Raw genomic sequence first — 17808 nt, forward strand, 5'->3', positions numbered from 1 at the left:
ATAATATTCATTTTTGCCTTTTTTCTAGAGATGAGTCTTAGGCTCAAAATCATTTTCCATGCCGCTGTCATCGCTACAAGATGAGAGTGAAAATGCAATTGCGGCAAATAAATAGATGCATTGCTTGATGTTCATATGAACTTTGTTTATTGGTTAATTGGTATGGCGGTTGATGCGCTCAATCCTATCTGTCAAATTCTTCCTTGAAGATGTTTTTTTATTTGCCGTATGTTATTGGAAATGTTAATAATCACCATACATACAGCCCAAGTAATGATTACAGAAACTACTCCACCGAAGAAACAGCCCCAGCCTAATGCTTCATTGTCATCACCTACAACAATGCCAATAATGATAGAACCTATAAGTCCTAAAACTAATACTGCATAGGAGAAGAATGTGAGAATTGATTCTGCCGAATTATCGCCCAAGGATGATGATGTATTGGGTTGTGTTGAATGGGCATTAGATATTTCATTTTTGGGGGAATTCTCATTGAGTCCCAGTGCGTTTTTACTTCGTCCATTATCTGAGTCTTTTTTTAAAATTAAAAATGAATAATATAAGTCCTATAGGAGCAATCCAATCAATTAATTGGAAAATATAGAATGATAGGGGTTGGTAACTTAACCAGCCTTTTTGAAATCCATCATAGATAGAAATGCTTTCTTCAAAGAGAGCCGAGAGATTCTTGTTTTAGTATATATGTTAATTGGTTTGAGCCAGATGCATTTTATTTAAAAGAGTCTGTATTATTTTTTATATTAAAAATGTAATAATAGCAAATATGTATTATCTTTGTGTTTATTTCACCAACCAAAGATGAATGAACTTAACGACTAGCCTATTATTTTCATTGCTGTTTCTGCTATCGGTAGTATTACAGTGCATATTTGGAAATTTTTCATTTGAGTTTTTTGCTTTTCCATTGAATGCTGTAATAGCATTATTATGGATAGTTCTGATATGGTATGGCTATAAAGAATTGCGCAATTGGGTTATAGTCCGTATTTTACTTTCTTCCTCTGCTACACGATGGACATTAGGTTGGTTTTTGGCCGGATGTCTGGTGATTGGTTTATTTCCACAGTTGTCGCCTGAAGATGCTACCAGAAAACAAGGGCCATTTGCAATGTTGGGGTGTTATAATTTTATGTCATCCTGGATATTTGTAGCCGGACTTTTTAGTTTGCTTACCCATTTGGGAATGATTACCGTTCGTCGTTATCTGCTGTCTGGAAAAAAACATTGGCGTTTTATTCTGAATCATGCTGGATTATGGCTGGCTTTGTTTGCCGGTTTTGTGGGAAGTGCCAGTGAACAAACATTGCGTCTTCCTGTTTTTCGTGATAAGCCCAATAATGAAGCATTTACTTCTCAGGGAAGAACCGTTTTTTTAGATAAACCGTTTCAACTGAAAGAGTTTGCAGTCGAACATTATGCTAATGGCACTCCACGGCATTTTTTTGCAGATATTATTGTTGATGAACAAGTAATTCGTTTGGAGGTAAACCATCCATATAGTGCAGGTTGGGGAGAGGATTATTACCTTACATCGTATGATATGCATTCGCCTGAACCAGCATATTGCGTAGTACAAATAGTGCGTGAACCGCTAAAATATGTCATGTTGGCCGGAATTATAATGATGCTGGTGGGAGGATTTCTTTTGTTTCTGGAAGGACCGAAGAGAAGTGATGCATCTTCTGCTGAAAAGCAAAATTAGTTGTCTGTTTATTTAAGTTAACCGATTTTGGAAATGATAACCTGGGATAATTTCTATTTGTTTGCTATCGTTGCTGTGGCTTTATGGATATTGGGAGCTGGATTTGCTTTGTTTTCCAACGTAAAAAGTCGTATGGCAGTCATATTGAGTGTGTTGGGCACAATAACTTTGAGCGTTTTTATAGCTGGCTTCTGGATTAGTTTACAGCGCCCTCCGCTACGTACCATGGGAGAAACACGGCTTTGGTATTCTTTTTTTATGGGAGTGTCTGGACTGCTTACTTATCTTCGGTGGAAGTACCGTTGGATTTTGGCTTTTTCTACAATAGTAGGAACTGTGTTTGTTTTACTTAATATTTTGAAGCCTGAAATTCATGACCAGTCGTTGATGCCTGCTTTGCAAAGCTTTTGGTTTGTACCCCATGTCACAGTCTATATGTTTTCTTATTCCGTATTGGGATGTGCTTTTATTCTTTCTTGTATGGGGCTTTACCGTCATCGGGAAAATTATCTGGAGGCTGCTGATAACCTGGTGTATACCGGGGTTGCTTTTTTTACTATCGGTATGCTTACCGGAGCTATTTGGGCAAAAGCTGCGTGGGGGCATTACTGGAGTTGGGATCCCAAAGAAACTTGGGCTGCTTTTACCTGGGCGGGATATTTGTTGTATATACATTTGCGGCTATTCCGACGTTCGTCTCCACGTACATTGTATTGGGTCCTGATTGTTTCTTTTCTTTCTCTTCAAATGTGCTGGTATGGTGTGAATTATCTTCCTTCTGCCCAGCAAAGCATACATTTATATAACCGTTCCTGAATATTAAAATAGTGATAAATAGACCAAGTTGTTTAACTCTAACTAACAAATTATGAAGAAAAGTTCTAAGATTATTCTGTCAGTGTTGGTGGTGGCTGTAGTACTTTTCGGTACATACCGGATTGTGAATAAGGCTCCTTCAACCAGTTTGGACAGTAATGCTCAGATGGCGGAAATCATTGAGAGCAGTGGGTGTATGGCATGTCATACAGCAAATCCTCAACTCCCGTTTTATGCGAACTTCCCTTTTGCCGGTAAATTGGTAAAGGAAGATATTCGGTTGGCGTATCGTTCTTTTGACATGGATCCAATGATGGAAGCGCTGAAGAAAGGGAAAAAATCAGTGAAGTAGATTTGGCAAAGGTGGAAAAAGTAATTCTTGATGGGTCTATGCCTATGGTCAAATATTATTTGATACATTGGGGAGCTTCACTGAGTGATACTGAAAAGCAGATGGCATTAAATTGGGCGAAAGAACAGCGTGCTGCTTTTTATCCGAATTTACTTGCTGATGCGAAATGGAATAATGAAACCATTCGCCCGATTCAGAATTCAGTGGCTGTCGACGTTCGTAAGGTTATATTAGGAAATTTGCTTTTCCATGATGTACGTTTGTCTTCAGACAATACGGTTTCTTGTTCTTCTTGTCATGGTCTGAATACCGGAGGAGTGGATAATAAGCAATATTCTGAAGGAGTTGGTGGACAATTTGGTGGTGTAAATGCTCCTTCGGTATATAATGCACATTATAATTTTGTGCAGTTTTGGGATGGACGTGCAGCAACTTTGGCTGATCAGGCGGCTGGTCCTCCTTTGAATCCTGTGGAAATGGCAAGTACTTCGTTTGATGAGATTTGTGAAAAATTGAATGCAGATGCTGACTTCTCGAAAGCTTTTAAGGAAGTATATCCTGACGGCTTTAATCAGGCGAATATTACCGATGCTATTCAGGAATTTGAAAGAACATTGCTTACTCCTAACTCTCGTTTCGATAAATACCTGAAAGGAGATGAAACAGCTATGACTGCAGATGAACTGGCTGGCTACGATTTGTTCAAGAAATATAACTGTGCCACTTGTCATGTTGGAGAAAATATGGGAGGACAATCGTATGAATTGTTGGGTATTAAGCATGACTATTTCGCAGACAGAGGTACTGAGTTGACCATTGAGGATAATGGACGTTTTAAGGAAACAAAAAATGAAAGAGACAGACATCGTTTCAAAGTACCTGGCTTGCGTAATGTAGCTCTGACTGCTCCTTATTTCCATGATGGAACACAGGCTACTCTTGATGAAACCGTCAAGGCAATGGCTAAATATGAAATAGGTGTCGATTTGAATGATCAGGAAGTTAAGCAGCTTGTTGCATTCCTGCATACATTAACCGGTGAATATCAAGGTAAGTTGCTGGTTAATGACAATGACGTGCACTAAGACTATTTGTATCTTGAAATATCCTGTCATTTGATGATGGGATATTTCTTCTCTGTTTGTCTTTCTCTGCCGTGCCTTTTTGTCAAACCTCTGTTATCTTTGTTTCAGATTGAACTGTGACAACTTGGCAGAATTGTTCAAAGATAACCTTGGTGACTTAATATTTCATAAAAACTTACTGTAGAGAAAGATTGTTGGCATTTCATTTGTTTATAAAGTAGTGTAAGATTACTACTTTTAAAATTAAAGATATTATGATCTCAGAAAAATTACAAAAAGCAATCAACGATCAGATTACAGCTGAAATGTGGTCGTCTAATCTTTATTTGTCTATGTCTTTCTATTTGAAGAAAGAAGGTTTTGATGGCTTTGCACATTGGATGAAGCTACAGTCTCAGGAAGAGCTGCAACACGCTTATGATCTTGCTGATTACGTAGCAAAACGTGGTGGAGTTGCGTTGGTTGATAAAATCGATGTTGTTCCACAAGGATGGGGTAGCGTACTCGAAGTGTTCGAACATGTTTACAAACATGAATGCCACGTTTCTGAATTGATTGACAATTTGGTAAATGTAGCTTCTGAGGTTAAAGATAAGGCTTCTCAAGATTTCTTGTGGGGATATGTTCGTGAACAGGTAGAAGAAGAAGCTACAGCTCAGGGTATCGTTGAAAAGCTGAAGAAATGCGGTGATCATGCAGGTATTTTGTATCTGGATGATAAACTGGGCTCACGCAAGTAAAAAAGATGTAGATTGTTTTTTTTAGTCTATTGATATATTGCCATCCGATAATTTTCGGATGGCAATATTTTTTCTATCTTTGTTCACCGTACTAAAGAAGATAATTTATGCCGAACCTGTTTTTACGTGGATGGAATTGGTGCTGTCGTTTCCGCCATCGGTGTGGATATGGAGTACATTCTCCTTCCGATTTTTTTCTGATAACTTTTGTCGTTTATGAGCGTTTGGCATTTTATGCCTATAATTTGTTGCATGCCAAAAGAAAACAAGTTGAAAACTTGCCTCATTATCGTGAAAAAACGGATCGGTTGTTATTTCGTTTGGTGAATCATTTGCAGCCTCGGAATATGCTTGAAGTAGGAACCGGTAGTGGTTTATCGGCTAGGTATATGAGTGAAGCGAAGCATGTGCCTTTGTATACATTTGATGAAGGGAAAGAACACGAAGAAGTTATATCTTTGCTGAAAGATGCTCCTGAGGTAGATTATCGTTGCGGAAATGTCCTCTCTCTGTTGAGAAGTCGTGTAGAGGGACAGTCTTGTCCGGATATCGTGCATATTGCTTTTACTCCTTATTATAAGGAAGCATTTGACATGCTTCTTCCTTATGTTACTTCAAGGACTTGTTTTTTTATAGGCTCGCCTTATGCAACTAAAGAAAAACGTCAATGGTGGAAGCAGGTTGTAGCTGATTCAAGAACTGGAGTGACGTTCGACTTGTATGATGTGGGCTTGGTCTTTTTTGATAAAAAAAGGATAAAAGAACATCGCATTGTGAATTTCCTTTAATAACATATTTGTACTATGAAAAAGAGTGTAATTTATACCCGGACGGGAGATGGTGGAACAACTTCGCTGGTTGGAGGAATGAGAGTTCCTAAAACACATATACGTTTGGAAGCATATGGTACAGTGGATGAGCTGAATGCTAATATTGGTGTTTTAGCAACCTGTGTAGAGGATGTTGCGATTTGTGACTTTCTTTTATATATCCAGCACAAGCTTTTTTCACTCGGGGCCTATTTGGCAACAGACCAGTCTGTGACTGAACTGCATGTAGAAAGTCAGATTTCTGCTGAAGCAATAAAGCGTTTGGAGACTGCTATTGACGAACTGGATAACTCTTTGCCCCCATTGAAGGCATTTGTTCTTCCGGGAGGAGCATTCTCTGCATCGTTGTGTCATGTTTGCCGTACGGTATGTCGCCGTGCTGAGCGTAGAATATTGGCACTGGAAGAACATGAAAATTGTATAATTGATCCTGAAATAAAGCAATTTGTGAACAGATTGTCTGATTATTTGTTTATTCTTTCCAGAAAGTTAAATCAATTAACACAGCATGATGAAATTTATTGGGATAAGAGTTGCAAATGAAAGAATTTGTTATACTTTTGTGGCTCAATAATAGAATGTAAAACTTTTTAAAACTAAGATACTATGTATTGGACATTGGAATTGGCCTCAAAGCTGGAAGATGCACCATGGCCTGCTACAAAAGATGAGTTAATCGACTACGCTATGCGTTCAGGAGCACCGCTGGAAGTTATTGAAAACTTGCAGGAGATGGAAGATGAAGACGAAATTTATGAAAGCATAGAAGATATTTGGCCGGATTATCCGAGTAAAGAAGATTTTTTCTTCAACGAGGAAGAATATTAAGGAAGTGTATACTTCCGTTCCTGTTTTTATATATCCCGCTAAAAATTATTTTTAGTGGGATATTTTTTGTATGCTCGGCATGAGTATTAGCTAACGGGTGCAAGTCCCCAATGAGCCCTAATAGCGGGAATCATACAGCCAAAAGCAAGGGTGTCCATCGCGAGTTGGAATCTGAAAGAAGCTGGCGGCAAACATCTGGTCTGACGAACAGAAACTTCATATAAGGCATATGACCGTGGGTAAGGTTGCGAAACAAACTAAAGCCCTATAGCTATTCGGGACGGTTAGTGTAAATGGAGCAGACATAAGATTGAAAGTTAATACCCTTATCCGAGGAGGTCTCACGGACATATGGTGAGGATGAATGATTCGAAGTACCATGATGGAGTAAAGCTTGCCGTGAGAAGTCAGCAGAGGTCGTAGTACCCAAGGCATGTATGCCTATAGGGAAGGACCAAACTTTATTTAAACGGCATAACTGAAAACTACCGTTTGTTGGAACGAATGCATAAAACCAAAACAGAAGTATTGGGCTACCTTTAAAGAGATAGGACGGAATCCGAAGGGTATAAAGGAGCGCAGACCTACAAATGGATGGTTGAAGAAGATGTCGTGGAAGTGTCTTTCGAAGAATACGAAAGGCATCCATAGTAAAGAACCGCCGTATGCCGAACGGCACGTACGGTGGTGTGAGAGGTCGGAAAACGAAAGTAGGAAGAAAACTACTTCGTTTTCCTCCTACTCGTTTATTTGTTACTTTTATTGGAAAAGTGAAGTTGTTTTATTTCTCTGAAAACATAAAATCAAATGAAAGAAATATCTCCTGAAACATCCTGTTTTATTTGTAAAAATCGTCATGAAGATGTACGGCAACTTGCTTTACAAGCCTCAAAGTATCCAGATGTAAATATGGCTGAGGCTGTTGTACAGATAGCGGGATGGCAGATTGCTGAAAAGAAGATTCCTCTATGGGCGCAGACCGAAGGGGTACGTTATCCGCAGCATTTGTCTATGGAACAATGTTCATCGGAAGTTACTGCACGATATAAGGCTTCATTAGTAAAAGGAGATAGCTTTGCAGATTTAACAGCAGGCTTAGGAGTAGATTTTTCGTTTATAGCTCGTAACTTTAATCAGGCAGACTATGTAGAACGACAGGAAGTATTGTGTGAGCTGGCACAGCATAATTTTCCGTTGTTAGGTCTGAACCATGTGAGGATACATCAAGCAGATGGAACTGAGTTTCTTAAAACAATGAAACCAGTAGATTGTTTGTTTCTTGATCCAGCTCGTCGCGACAGTAATGGTGGTAAGACTGTTTTGATTGCTGATTGTGAACCGGATGTATGTGCACTCGAGGATTTGTTGGTTGAACGAGCGCATACGGTAATGATAAAGCTTTCCCCAATGCTTGATATGGCTTCGGCATTAAACGAACTGAAGTATGTGAGTGAAATACATATTGTAGCTGTTAATAACGAGTGTAAAGAGTTGATAATTATTCTTGATAAAGGGGAAAGTGAGGGTAAGGGTATTGATAATGAGGTTGTTATAAGTTGTAAACAGGTTGTTAATAACTTCGTTCATCAACACCTCGATTTTACGATTTCGGAGGAGAAGAAAGCTGTATGTACGTTGGCTGAAAAGGTAGAGAGCTATCTTTATGAACCGGGAGCCGCTTTATTGAAAGCAGGAGCTTACCGTATTTTGTCAGAGAGATATGGTGTGAAAAAACTTCACGCTAATAGTCATTTGTATACTTCGGATGTGGAAGTAGATTTTCCCGGTCGTTGTTTCCGGGTATTGGCTGTATCGGGATTTGGGAAAAAGGAATTGAAAAGTTTTTTGCAAGGTGTAGAGAAGGCAAATCTGACAGTACGTAATTTCCCTTCTACGGTGGCCGAGCTCCGTAAGAAGCTGAAGCTAAAAGAGGGTGGGGATGTTTATCTATTTGCCACAACTCTTGCCAATGGAGATAAAGTATTGATTAAATGTGAGAAACTTAACTCTGAAAAGAATATTAGCTGACAATAAAAATGCCGCTTTTCTATCTAAAATGAAAAGCGGCATTTTTATTGTCTTGAAGATTGATTATATTTATTCAGCTTGTTTTGCTTTGAAGGCCAGAGCATACATACGCATTTGTTTTACCATAGCCAGTAAGCCATTGCTACGAGTTGGTGACAAATGTTCTTTTAACCCGATCTTTTCAATAAAATAGAGATCGGAATTTAAAATTTCATCGGGGGTATGTCCTGATACAACTTTGATTAATAAAGCAATGATACCTTTTACTATTAAGGCATCGCTTTCTGCCTGAAAGACTACATTTCCATCTTCCATATCAGCCTGAAGCCATACACGGCTTTGACAGCCATCTATCAGATTTTGCTCTGTTTTATATTTTTCATCGAGTGGTTCTTGTTCATTTCCCAAGTCGATAAGTAACTGGTATTTATCCATCCAGTCGTCGAAGTCACTGAATTCTTCGATTACCTCGTCTTGAAGTTCGTTGATTGTTTTCATACTTTATTCTTGTTATTATTTTCGTTATATATTACTGTCATGACAGTCTGACCAACAGCTTGTAAAGTTGCTTTGTCAATATTATCCATGTTGTCGTTTATGGTGTGCCAGGTAGGATTAAAACCTTCTCCATTATTAGGATTGAAGTCAATGATATCTACGCATGGTATCTGTCTGAAACGATTTACATATACATGGTCATCGGTTACTTCTCCACCGTCATTTTTGATGAAATGTTTGGAGTATCCTAGGTTGTGGGCTATATCCCAAATCTTTTGCATTGGCTGGCTGGCTGTACGTTTGGAATATCCTTCGTAATAGAATGTCGCATTTTTCCCTCCTACCATGTCAAGCAATATACCGAAGCGTGCCTTATAGTCGGGAGTATGTGGAATGCGTCCCCAATATTGGGATCCCAGACACCATGTGTCTGCTTTATAAGGACCGTCATAGAAATCTGGAGTGCCGTAATCTTCCGAATCAAAAAATATGATATCGATTCCGATAGCTGGAGCCTGCTGTTGTAAGTGGCGTGCTATTTCCAGTAAAACACCAACGCCGCTGGCTCCATCGTTTGCTCCATCGATAGGAGTATGGTGATGTTTCTCTTCGCCAGCATCTGCATACGGGCGAGTGTCCCAGTGTGCAAATAACAGAACACGCTTTTTAGTATCAGGATTATACGCTCCAATAATATTACGTGATTTCAATATTGTGCCGTTGTAGGCCATAAGGTCGGCGTATTGGCTGTAAACCTTAGCTCCGAAACTCTCCAATTGTTTAGCCAAATAATCACCACAGGCACGATGGGCTTCCGTGTTTGGAACACGGGGACCAAAATCTACTTGTTTTTTTACATAGATGTAGGCACTGTCAGCATTGAAGTCAGGAGCTTTGACTAAAGGCGTACTGTTGTTTTCGTTTTCTTGGCTATTCTTATTGTTACTGCTGCCACAAGCTGTAAGAAGGAGTATTCCTGCCAACAACAGATAAAACAAATTGAATATCTTTCGGAGTAATTGCATAGTTTTCTTTTTTAAATGAGTGGTTTATAATTTTAGTCCGTCCAATATTGAGATATAGTTGCCGATAGCTTCTTCTATTTCGGCTACCATGATATATTCATCAGCAGTGTGCGAACGTGAAGATTTGCCCGGACCTATTTTTACCGAAGGGAAAGGCATAAGCGCCTGATCGGAAAGTGTAGGAGATCCGAAAGGCGTCTTTCCAAGTTCAACAGCCCGTTGTACAAACGGATGATTAATGTCTATACGTGAGGAGTTGAGACGGAATGAACGTGCTTTTGCCTCGCAGCTGATATGAGAAGTGATTTCCTTGAACAGTTCCTCATTAGAATAGAATTCATTACTTCGGATATCAACAACGAAAGTACATATGTCTGGCACAACGTTATGTTGTGTACCTGCATTAATCTGTGTAACACTCATTTTGACAGGTCCCAGTAAAGAAGATTCTTTCGGGAAGCGGAACGTGCGAAACCATTCTATATCGCTCAGTACTTTATATATTGCATTATCGCCTTCTTCGCGTGCTGCATGACCGGCTTTTCCACGTGCAGTAACATCAAGTACCATCAACCCCTTTTCTGCAATAGCAGGATTCATTTCTGTCGGTTCGCCAACGACTCCCAATGTAATAGGAGGTAATTGTGGTAAAACACTTTCTATTCCGTTTTTGCCGGAAACCTCTTCTTCGCATGAAGCAAGGAAGATGAGATTGTAATTTTGCTCAGTCGCACACAAGTACCGGTATGCTTGAAATAAAGATACCAGACTGGCGCCTGCATCGTTGCTTCCTAGGCCGTAGAGCTTACCGTTTTCCATTTTAGGAGTAAAAGGTTGTTTGCGCCAGCCGTTAACTGGTTTTACGGTATCTATATGCGAGTTAAGCAATATAGTTGGGCGTTGAGTATTGAACATCGGGCTGATACACCAGATATTATTTCCTGATCTGCCGGTCATGATACCGGTTTCTTCTATATAGTTTTGTAAAAAATCGGCAGCAGCTTCTTCTTCCCTGCTGATAGAAGGGATACCGATTAGAGCTTGAAGTAATGTTAATGCTTCAGATGTGTAGTAACCAATGTCTAACATAAAAAAAGATTCTGTTTTGTGCAGCAAAGATACTTCATTTATTCCAAATTAAACTCTATCTTTGCATTTAGCGATAATAAAATAACTAAATTTTAAATGAGTAATTCTTATTTATCTACTTTGATTTGCCGGCAGGCAAAAAAATATGGTGACCGTATAGCCTTAAAATATCGTGACTATGAAACTGAAAGCTGGATATCTGTTTCATGGAATCAGTTTGCTGAAAAGGTAAATTGGGTTTCGAATGCTTTGATTGCATTGGGGGCAGAAGTTCAGGAAAATATCGGCGTTTTTTCTCAGAATATGCCGGAATGCTTGTATACGGATTTTGGTGCGTTCGGAAGTCGGATTGTTACCATTCCATTATATGCTACGAGTTCGGAAGCACAGGTACACTATATATTGCAGGATGCTGGAATCCGTTTTTTATTTGTGGGAGAACAATACCAGTATGACGTAGCCTGTCGTGTGCAGAATTTATGTAAAACACTGAAACAGATTATTATATTCGATCCGAAGGTAAAGCGCTCTGCTTCTGATACAAATTCTATATATTATTCGGATTTCCTGAAGTTAGGAATGGAGAGAAAGTTCCAGGCAGAAGTAGACAAACGCACCTCTGAGTCGGGAAACGGAGATTTGGTCAATATCCTTTATACTTCTGGAACAACAGGAGAGTCGAAGGGAGTCATGTTGCATCATTCGTGTTATGAAGCTGCTTTTGCGGCACATGATGGTCGGTTGACGACCTTAGGAGAATCGGATGTCGTTATGAATTTTCTTCCTTTTACTCATATTTTCGAACGTGCTTGGAGTTATTATTGTATAAATAAGGGATGTTTACTTTGTATTAATCTACGTCCGCAGGATATACAGAAAACTATTAAGGAGATTCGTCCTACTGCAATGTGCAGTGTTCCTCGTTTTTGGGAGAAAGTATATGCAGGAGTTCAGGAAAAAATAAATGAGACAACAGGGTTGAAGAAGAGTTTAATGCTTGATGCCTTAAAGGTGGGAAAAGAGCATAATATAACTTATCTGATGAATGGTAAGACTCCTCCTCCATTGTTGCATATGAAATATAAGTTCTATGAAAAAACAATTTATAGCTTACTGAAAAAGACAATTGGTATTGAGAATGGAAATTTCTTCCCGACTGCAGGAGCTGCCATTCCGCGTGCGGTGGAAGAATTCGTTCATTCAGTAGGCATAAATATGATTGCAGGTTATGGACTTACAGAAACTACGGCTACAGTATCTTGTTGCTGGTTTGATAGTTTCCGTATTGGTTCTGTAGGTCGTGTCATGCCAAATCTGGAAATAAAGATAGGGGAAAACAATGAGATTCTTCTTCGGGGCGAGACAATAACAAAAGGTTATTATCGGAAAGAAGCAATGACACGTCAAGTGTTGACTGAAGATGGATGGTTTCATACAGGGGATGCCGGTTATATAGAAGACGGCTTCTTATTTTTGACAGAACGTATTAAAGATTTGTTTAAAACCTCTAACGGAAAGTATATTGCCCCCCAGGCCATCGAAACAAAATTGGTCGTAGATCGTTATATAGATCAGATATCTATTATAGCCGACCAGCGTAAATTTGTTTCGGCTTTGATTGTACCTGAATATGGGCAAGTAAAGAAGTATGCGGAAGAACATCATATAGCGTATACTGATATGAAAGATTTGTTGCAGAAGCAGGAAATACTGGATCTGTTCCGTTTGCGTATTGATACATTGCAACAGGAGTTCGCCCACTACGAGCAGATAAAACGTTTCACTCTGCTGCCAGAACCTTTCAGTATGGAAAAGGGTGAACTTACTAATACGCTGAAAATAAAGCGTCCGGTATTGATGAAAAATTATGCTAAGGAAATAGAAAAAATGTACGAAGAGTAAAGGATGTAAGGCTGCAATAAAACCGGTTTGTTTTTAGGGCTGCCAAAATCTTTATCTTCTGTTTTTACTTAACAGACGAAATATGTAATTTTGCAATTCGAATAAAAGACAAGAGATTCAATATGATAACAATAGAACAGCTAAAAGATGTAAAGACACGTACTGAAGCCCTTTATCGTTATTTGGATATAGAAAATAAAAAGGTACAGGTAGAAGAAGAACAACTTCGTACGCAAGCTCCAGGATTTTGGGATGATGCTAAGAAAGCAGAAGCACAGATGAAAAAGGTGAAGAGCTTGCAGGGATGGATTGAAGGCTATAATGCAGTAAAGACATTGACAGATGAACTGGAACTGGCTTTCGATTTTTATAAAGATGAATTAGTGACTGAAGAGGAAGTTGATGAGGCTTATGCTAAATCTTTACAGGCTCTTGAAGAATTGGAATTGAAAAATATGCTTCGTTCTGAGGCCGATCAGATGGATTGTGTATTGAAAATCAATTCAGGAGCTGGCGGTACAGAAAGTCAGGACTGGTCGTCTATGCTGATGCGTATGTATATGCGTTGGGCTGAAAGTAACGGCTACAAGCTTTCGGTAGCAAACTTACAGGAAGGTGATGAAGCTGGAATTAAGACTGTTACCATGAATATAGAAGGTGCATATGCTTATGGCTATCTGAAAGGAGAGAATGGTGTGCATCGTTTGGTTCGTGTTTCACCTTATAATGCTCAGGGTAAGCGAATGACTTCTTTTGCATCGGTATTTGTTACTCCATTGGTAGATGACTCCATTGAAGTAGTTGTAGAACCTGCTCGTTTGTCATGGGATACTTTCCGAAGTGGAGGTGCCGGTGGACAGAACGTCAATAAGGTAGAATCAGGAGTACGTTTGCGTTATCAGTATAAAGATCCTTATACTGGTGAGGAAGAAGAAATTTTGATTGAAAATACCGAAACTCGCGACCAGCCTAAGAATAAAGAAAATGCAATGCGTCAGTTGCGTTCTATTTTGTACGATAAAGAATTGCAGCATCGTATGGAAGAACAGGCAAAGGTTGAGGCCGGAAAGAAAAAGATCGAATGGGGATCACAGATTCGCAGTTATGTATTTGACGACCGTCGTGTAAAAGATCATCGTACTAATTACCAGACATCCGATGTGAATGGAGTCATGGATGGTAAAATTGATGGTTTCATCAAGGCATATCTGATGGAATTCTCCGATAGCGAGGCATAAGAAGAATAGATTCTTTTTGATATAATATGTCGCACATTCAAATTTAAAGTTTAATCTAAATATACTAGCTATGGGAAATAAAAAACATAACAAGAAGCAAGATTACAGCAAGCGTGAAGAAGAAAAAGCAAATCGTTTGATAAAGTATTTGTGTGTAGCTTTAATTATTTTGGCTGTCTTGATTATGACCCTTTATTCATTGTCTTAAAAAACGATAACCACGATGGCACAGGAAATAGAACGTAAGTTTTTGGTGAAGGATGATTCCTATCGTCAGCTGGCTGACAGTAAAAGCCGGATAAAGCAAGGTTATATTTGTAGTGCTCGTGGGAGAACTGTGAGAGTACGTATCCGCGATAAGGAAGGTTTTCTTACAATAAAAGGGCCCTCGGATGAGTCGGGGTTAAGTCGCTATGAGTGGGAACGTCAGATTCCGCTTCACGAAGTAGAAGAATTGATGAAACTTTGCGAGCCTGGACTTATCGATAAGACACGTTATTTGGTAAACTTTGATAATCATACTTTCGAGGTAGATGAGTTTTATGGCGAAAATGATGGACTCGTTGTTGCCGAAGTAGAACTCTCTACCGCGGAAGAAACATTTTCATCTCCTGCTTTTCTTGGAGAAGAAGTGACAGGGCAGGTGAGATATTACAATTCTTTTCTGATGAAAGAACCATACTCTACATGGAAAAAATAACAGTTTATTTTTTCTGAAACCTTCAAAAACCACCTGTAAACTGTTACAGAAGGGGGTAAAAACTGTTATATGATAGATATTCCCCTGTGTATAATCTGATTTTATGAAATTGGTTGTCCGTTTATGAGCTAATATTGCAGTACCAAACGAAACAAGAATATTAATCTCAAACACCAATTATAAAATTATGAGAACTGCTAATTTTGCTCAGGATCTGTTGAGCGTTCAGACAGAATTATTGAATTTTGCTTATAAGTTGACAGCAGATCGCGAAGAAGCAAATGACCTCCTTCAGGAAACTTCATTGAAGGCTTTAGACAATGAAGATAAATATACAGCTGAAACAAATTTCAAGGGATGGATCTATACCATCATGCGTAATATCTTTATTAATAATTATCGTAAGGCTTTACGCGATCAGACTTATGTAGACCAGACCGATAATCAATTTTATTTGAATCAGAATATAGACATTGAAGGTGATTCAACTGAAGGTTCTTATGATTTGAAGGAAATGCGTCGCATAGTTAATGCTTTGCCTAAGGAATATCGCATTCCATTTTCTATGTACGTATCAGGGTTCAAGTATCGTGAGATAGCAGATAAGCTGGGGCTTCCACTTGGTACTGTAAAGAGCCGTATTTATTTTACCCGGCAAAAGTTGCAGGAAGAACTGAAGGACTTCCGTTGAAATTGTGAAAAAACTCTCTATCTTTAAAAATAATTAATAACGTTTTTCATTGACTCCGGGGGCTGTGAAGTTCCCGGAGTTTCTCATTTTTGCAGGAATCTCTTTATTATAGGGCGGAGTATATAATAGCTGACTGGCAATGCTAATCCTACTCCCAGGCTATTGGCTAGAAAATCTAGCCAGTCACCACTTCGGTTGTCTGTGCATGCAGCTTGTAACAGTTCAATACATCCACTCATGAAGATTGGCAATATAATACCTCCTGTGATTAGTTTTTTCCATACGATGAACTTATGCAGTCTTAGGTATTCGAACCAAATGACCATGGTCAGGCCTCCATACATACAAATATGCACTATTTTATCAATAAACGGAACGTTGTTTAATTCTGTTTGAGGAGGAGTAAAGAAAGATAAATAACAGATTACGGTGATTGTTATTATTGATAGAGGATCATTAGTGTCCACTAAAAAATCATAGAAGTTCTTTGAAATTATTGAAATTCAATTTGTTATAGGAGATTTTTGGGAGAACGGATTTGAATTTACTTTTGTGGTAATTTTCAGACCGTTATGCATAAAGACCCATATATTTTTGCCCAATTAGTTAAGTTCCTTGACCGAAGTAAATTCAATCGTATCGTTACAAAGTATGAAGGCGATAAGTATATCAAGAGCTATACCTGTTGGAATCAGCTGCTTACGATGATGTTCGGTCAGCTATCCAATCGAGATAGTCTTAGAGATTTGATTGTGGCTATGGAAGCTCATGCTGGAAAACTTTACCATCTCGGAATCGGGAAGTCTGTAACTCGGAGCAATCTTAGTAAGGCTAATGAGCAACGTAACTACCGCATCTTCGAAGAGTACGCAACATTCATGATTGCCGAGGCCCGCAAGCGTAGAATCAATAAAATATTCGAACTTGACGGTCATGTTTATGCATTTGACTCTACAACGATTGATCTGTGCCTGTCAGTGTTTGAATGGGCTAAATTTCGCAAACATAAAGGCGGAATAAAGTTGCATACGCTCTACGATATTGAAGCGGAAGTACCTGCATTTGTGCATATTACACCTGCCAATATTCACGATTCAAAGGCTATGCCTGAGATTCCATATGAATCAGGAGCGCATTATATATTCGACCGAGGGTATAACGATTTCAGCAACCTTAATACAATAAATCGTATAGGTGCTTTCTTCCTTGTACGAGCCAAAACAAATGTACGGATCAAGCCTAAAACCTGGAAACGAAGATTGCCAGAAGGTGTAGTATCGGATGTAATCGGATGCTTTACGGTTTATAAAAGTTCTAAGGATTACCCTGAGGAACTTAGAAAACTCATCATTGAAAATCCTGAAGACGGTACACGATACATCTTCCTGACAAATAATCTTGACGCATCTGCAGAGTTTATATCATCGCTTTATAGAAACAGATGGAGTGTTGAACTGTTCTTCAAATGGATAAAACACCACCTCAGGATTAAGAAGTTCTGGGGAACATCGGAAAACGCTGTACGCATGCAAATCTATTGTGCGATAATCACTTACTGCTTAGTAGCAATAGTCCAACACGATATGAAATTAGAACGTAGCGTCTATGAAATTCTCCAAATACTCGGAATCTCTCTGACCGACAAAACACATCTCAGTGACTTGTTTGACAAATCGAATTTCAAAAATGTCAAAGACCGATATGATTCAAGTGAACCGAATTTATTTAATTTTTAACCTTGTCCATTTTTAGTGGACAGTAGTGATAGAGGATAAGTCCTTATGTAATACATTAATAGTTCGTTAAAAATTCGCCAAGCCTAAGCGGCTCTGGCAGTAAATAAAATGAGTTCTTTGAAAAGTTTGTCAATAACTTGCATGTCTGGGTTAATCCCGAACACGCAAATAAATCGTTCAAGCATATAAGCATTGTGTATGAATGACTTGCAAGAGGATATGGAATAGGCTATTCCGAGCCTCTTACATGCCGCTTTGGCCAAGTTGACAGCTGCGAGCGATGCATTGAAGTGAAAATCCAACTTCCTGAAGTCGGTTGACTGGCAGTTGGTGATTCCTGCATGCTGCTTGCCATCTCTAAAGCAAAATTCCAGTTGGAACCTGGTTCTGTAATAATCCAGCACCTCACGTCCATCCATGGAATCGTCTGTAGAGAAGTAAAGCTGCCACTTGTCTGTCCTCCCGTCCATCGGATACCAGACGGCTAAGGTAACATACCTTTGAGAGCTTTTGCATATACCCTC

Annotated in this window: 19 protein-coding genes and 2 pseudogenes; 14 read left to right on the plus strand and 7 right to left on the minus strand. The window is 39.0% G+C overall.

Translation table 11 applies throughout. The features are described 5' to 3' along the window. Positions 1-191: 191 nt before the first annotated feature. On the minus strand, positions 192-431 hold the full coding sequence (locus BACCOP_RS08860; protein WP_007568402.1) for a hypothetical protein: 240 nt from the start codon (positions 429-431) through the stop codon (positions 192-194). Positions 432-826: 395 nt separating this feature from the next. Between BACCOP_RS08860 and BACCOP_RS08865 the strand changes: the two genes are divergently transcribed. The 7 genes and pseudogenes from BACCOP_RS08865 to BACCOP_RS08895 all read left to right on the plus strand — a co-directional run bounded on the left by BACCOP_RS08865 (position 827) and on the right by BACCOP_RS08895 (position 6377). After that, positions 827-1726: a cytochrome c biogenesis protein ResB gene (locus tag BACCOP_RS08865; RefSeq protein ID WP_007568403.1), complete on the plus strand. Its 900-nt coding sequence runs from the start codon at positions 827-829 to the stop codon at positions 1724-1726. A gap of 33 nt (positions 1727-1759) precedes the next feature. Further along, entirely contained in the window at positions 1760-2542 is a 783-nt protein-coding gene (locus BACCOP_RS08870) for a cytochrome c biogenesis protein (RefSeq protein WP_007568404.1), read from the plus strand. Between the two features lie 52 nt (positions 2543-2594). After that, a pseudogene (locus tag BACCOP_RS08875) lies at positions 2595-3979 on the plus strand (cytochrome-c peroxidase). Between the two features lie 254 nt (positions 3980-4233). Then, complete coding sequence (locus BACCOP_RS08880) at positions 4234-4719, plus strand: ferritin (RefSeq protein WP_007568407.1); 486 nt, start codon at positions 4234-4236, stop codon at positions 4717-4719. Positions 4720-4826: 107 nt separating this feature from the next. Further along, positions 4827-5507 carry an O-methyltransferase gene (locus tag BACCOP_RS20265; RefSeq protein WP_040311969.1) on the plus strand — a complete coding sequence of 227 codons (681 nt, stop codon included), beginning with the start codon at positions 4827-4829 and terminating at the stop codon, positions 5505-5507. Positions 5508-5522: 15 nt separating this feature from the next. Beyond that, positions 5523-6092 (plus strand): cob(I)yrinic acid a,c-diamide adenosyltransferase, encoded by a 570-nt coding sequence (locus BACCOP_RS08890; RefSeq protein ID WP_007568409.1) that lies wholly within the window; start codon positions 5523-5525, stop codon positions 6090-6092. A 63-nt stretch (positions 6093-6155) separates the two neighbouring features. Beyond that, positions 6156-6377, plus strand: coding sequence for a DUF2795 domain-containing protein (locus tag BACCOP_RS08895; protein ID WP_007568411.1), 222 nt, complete (start codon positions 6156-6158; stop codon positions 6375-6377). Between the two features lie 271 nt (positions 6378-6648). On the opposite strand, the gene BACCOP_RS21075 is transcribed toward BACCOP_RS08895, so the two are convergent. Beyond that, on the minus strand, positions 6649-7140 hold the full coding sequence (locus tag BACCOP_RS21075) for a hypothetical protein (RefSeq protein ID WP_083779568.1): 492 nt from the start codon (positions 7138-7140) through the stop codon (positions 6649-6651). A gap of 44 nt (positions 7141-7184) precedes the next feature. Here BACCOP_RS21075 and BACCOP_RS08900 point away from each other — a divergent pair, with 44 nt between their 5' ends. Then, a complete protein-coding gene (locus BACCOP_RS08900; protein ID WP_007568416.1) occupies positions 7185-8405 on the plus strand; it encodes a class I SAM-dependent methyltransferase in 1221 nt (406 codons plus the stop codon). A 69-nt stretch (positions 8406-8474) separates the two neighbouring features. Here BACCOP_RS08900 and BACCOP_RS08905 read toward each other — a convergent pair whose 3' ends face one another. The 3 genes from BACCOP_RS08905 to BACCOP_RS08915 are packed head-to-tail and all read right to left on the minus strand — an operon-like array spanning position 8475 to position 11017. Further along, positions 8475-8903 (minus strand): SufE family protein, encoded by a 429-nt coding sequence (locus BACCOP_RS08905; protein WP_007568418.1) that lies wholly within the window; start codon positions 8901-8903, stop codon positions 8475-8477. Next, on the minus strand, positions 8900-9928 hold the full coding sequence (locus tag BACCOP_RS08910; RefSeq protein ID WP_007568420.1) for a M20 family metallopeptidase: 1029 nt from the start codon (positions 9926-9928) through the stop codon (positions 8900-8902). The genes BACCOP_RS08905 and BACCOP_RS08910 overlap by 4 nt, the downstream gene beginning before the upstream one ends. Before the next feature lie 24 nt (positions 9929-9952). Next, a complete protein-coding gene (locus tag BACCOP_RS08915) occupies positions 9953-11017 on the minus strand; it encodes a M20 family metallo-hydrolase (RefSeq protein ID WP_007568422.1) in 1065 nt (354 codons plus the stop codon). Positions 11018-11113: 96 nt separating this feature from the next. Here BACCOP_RS08915 and BACCOP_RS08920 point away from each other — a divergent pair, with 96 nt between their 5' ends. The 5 genes from BACCOP_RS08920 (at position 11114) to BACCOP_RS08935 (ending at position 15548) form a co-directional block, all read left to right on the plus strand. Further along, positions 11114-12919: an AMP-dependent synthetase/ligase gene (locus BACCOP_RS08920; protein WP_007568424.1), complete on the plus strand. Its 1806-nt coding sequence runs from the start codon at positions 11114-11116 to the stop codon at positions 12917-12919. A 122-nt stretch (positions 12920-13041) separates the two neighbouring features. Continuing rightward, positions 13042-14157, plus strand: a complete 1116-nt coding sequence (prfB, locus tag BACCOP_RS08925) for a peptide chain release factor 2 (RefSeq protein WP_007568425.1) — start codon at positions 13042-13044, stop codon at positions 14155-14157. A gap of 70 nt (positions 14158-14227) precedes the next feature. Then, on the plus strand, positions 14228-14365 hold the full coding sequence (locus BACCOP_RS20655; protein ID WP_007568426.1) for a hypothetical protein: 138 nt from the start codon (positions 14228-14230) through the stop codon (positions 14363-14365). A gap of 15 nt (positions 14366-14380) precedes the next feature. Beyond that, positions 14381-14857, plus strand: a complete 477-nt coding sequence (locus BACCOP_RS08930) for a CYTH domain-containing protein (protein ID WP_007568427.1) — start codon at positions 14381-14383, stop codon at positions 14855-14857. A gap of 187 nt (positions 14858-15044) precedes the next feature. After that, positions 15045-15548, plus strand: a complete 504-nt coding sequence (locus BACCOP_RS08935; protein WP_007568428.1) for an RNA polymerase sigma factor — start codon at positions 15045-15047, stop codon at positions 15546-15548. Positions 15549-15631: 83 nt separating this feature from the next. On the opposite strand, the gene BACCOP_RS08940 is transcribed toward BACCOP_RS08935, so the two are convergent. Then, positions 15632-16015: a VanZ family protein gene (locus tag BACCOP_RS08940; RefSeq protein WP_040311970.1), complete on the minus strand. Its 384-nt coding sequence runs from the start codon at positions 16013-16015 to the stop codon at positions 15632-15634. A 105-nt stretch (positions 16016-16120) separates the two neighbouring features. Here BACCOP_RS08940 and BACCOP_RS08945 point away from each other — a divergent pair, with 105 nt between their 5' ends. Continuing rightward, the gene (locus BACCOP_RS08945; RefSeq protein WP_007568430.1) at positions 16121-17284 is read left to right on the plus strand and encodes an IS4 family transposase; all 1164 of its coding nucleotides are present in this window, start codon (positions 16121-16123) and stop codon (positions 17282-17284) included. 83 nt (positions 17285-17367) lie between these two features. Here BACCOP_RS08945 and BACCOP_RS08950 read toward each other — a convergent pair. Then, positions 17368-17808, minus strand: a pseudogene (locus BACCOP_RS08950) (transposase); the annotation flags it as partial.

Source organism: Phocaeicola coprocola DSM 17136, from assembly GCF_000154845.1.
In the GTDB taxonomy this organism is placed as follows: Bacteria; Bacteroidota; Bacteroidia; order Bacteroidales; family Bacteroidaceae; genus Phocaeicola; species Phocaeicola coprocola.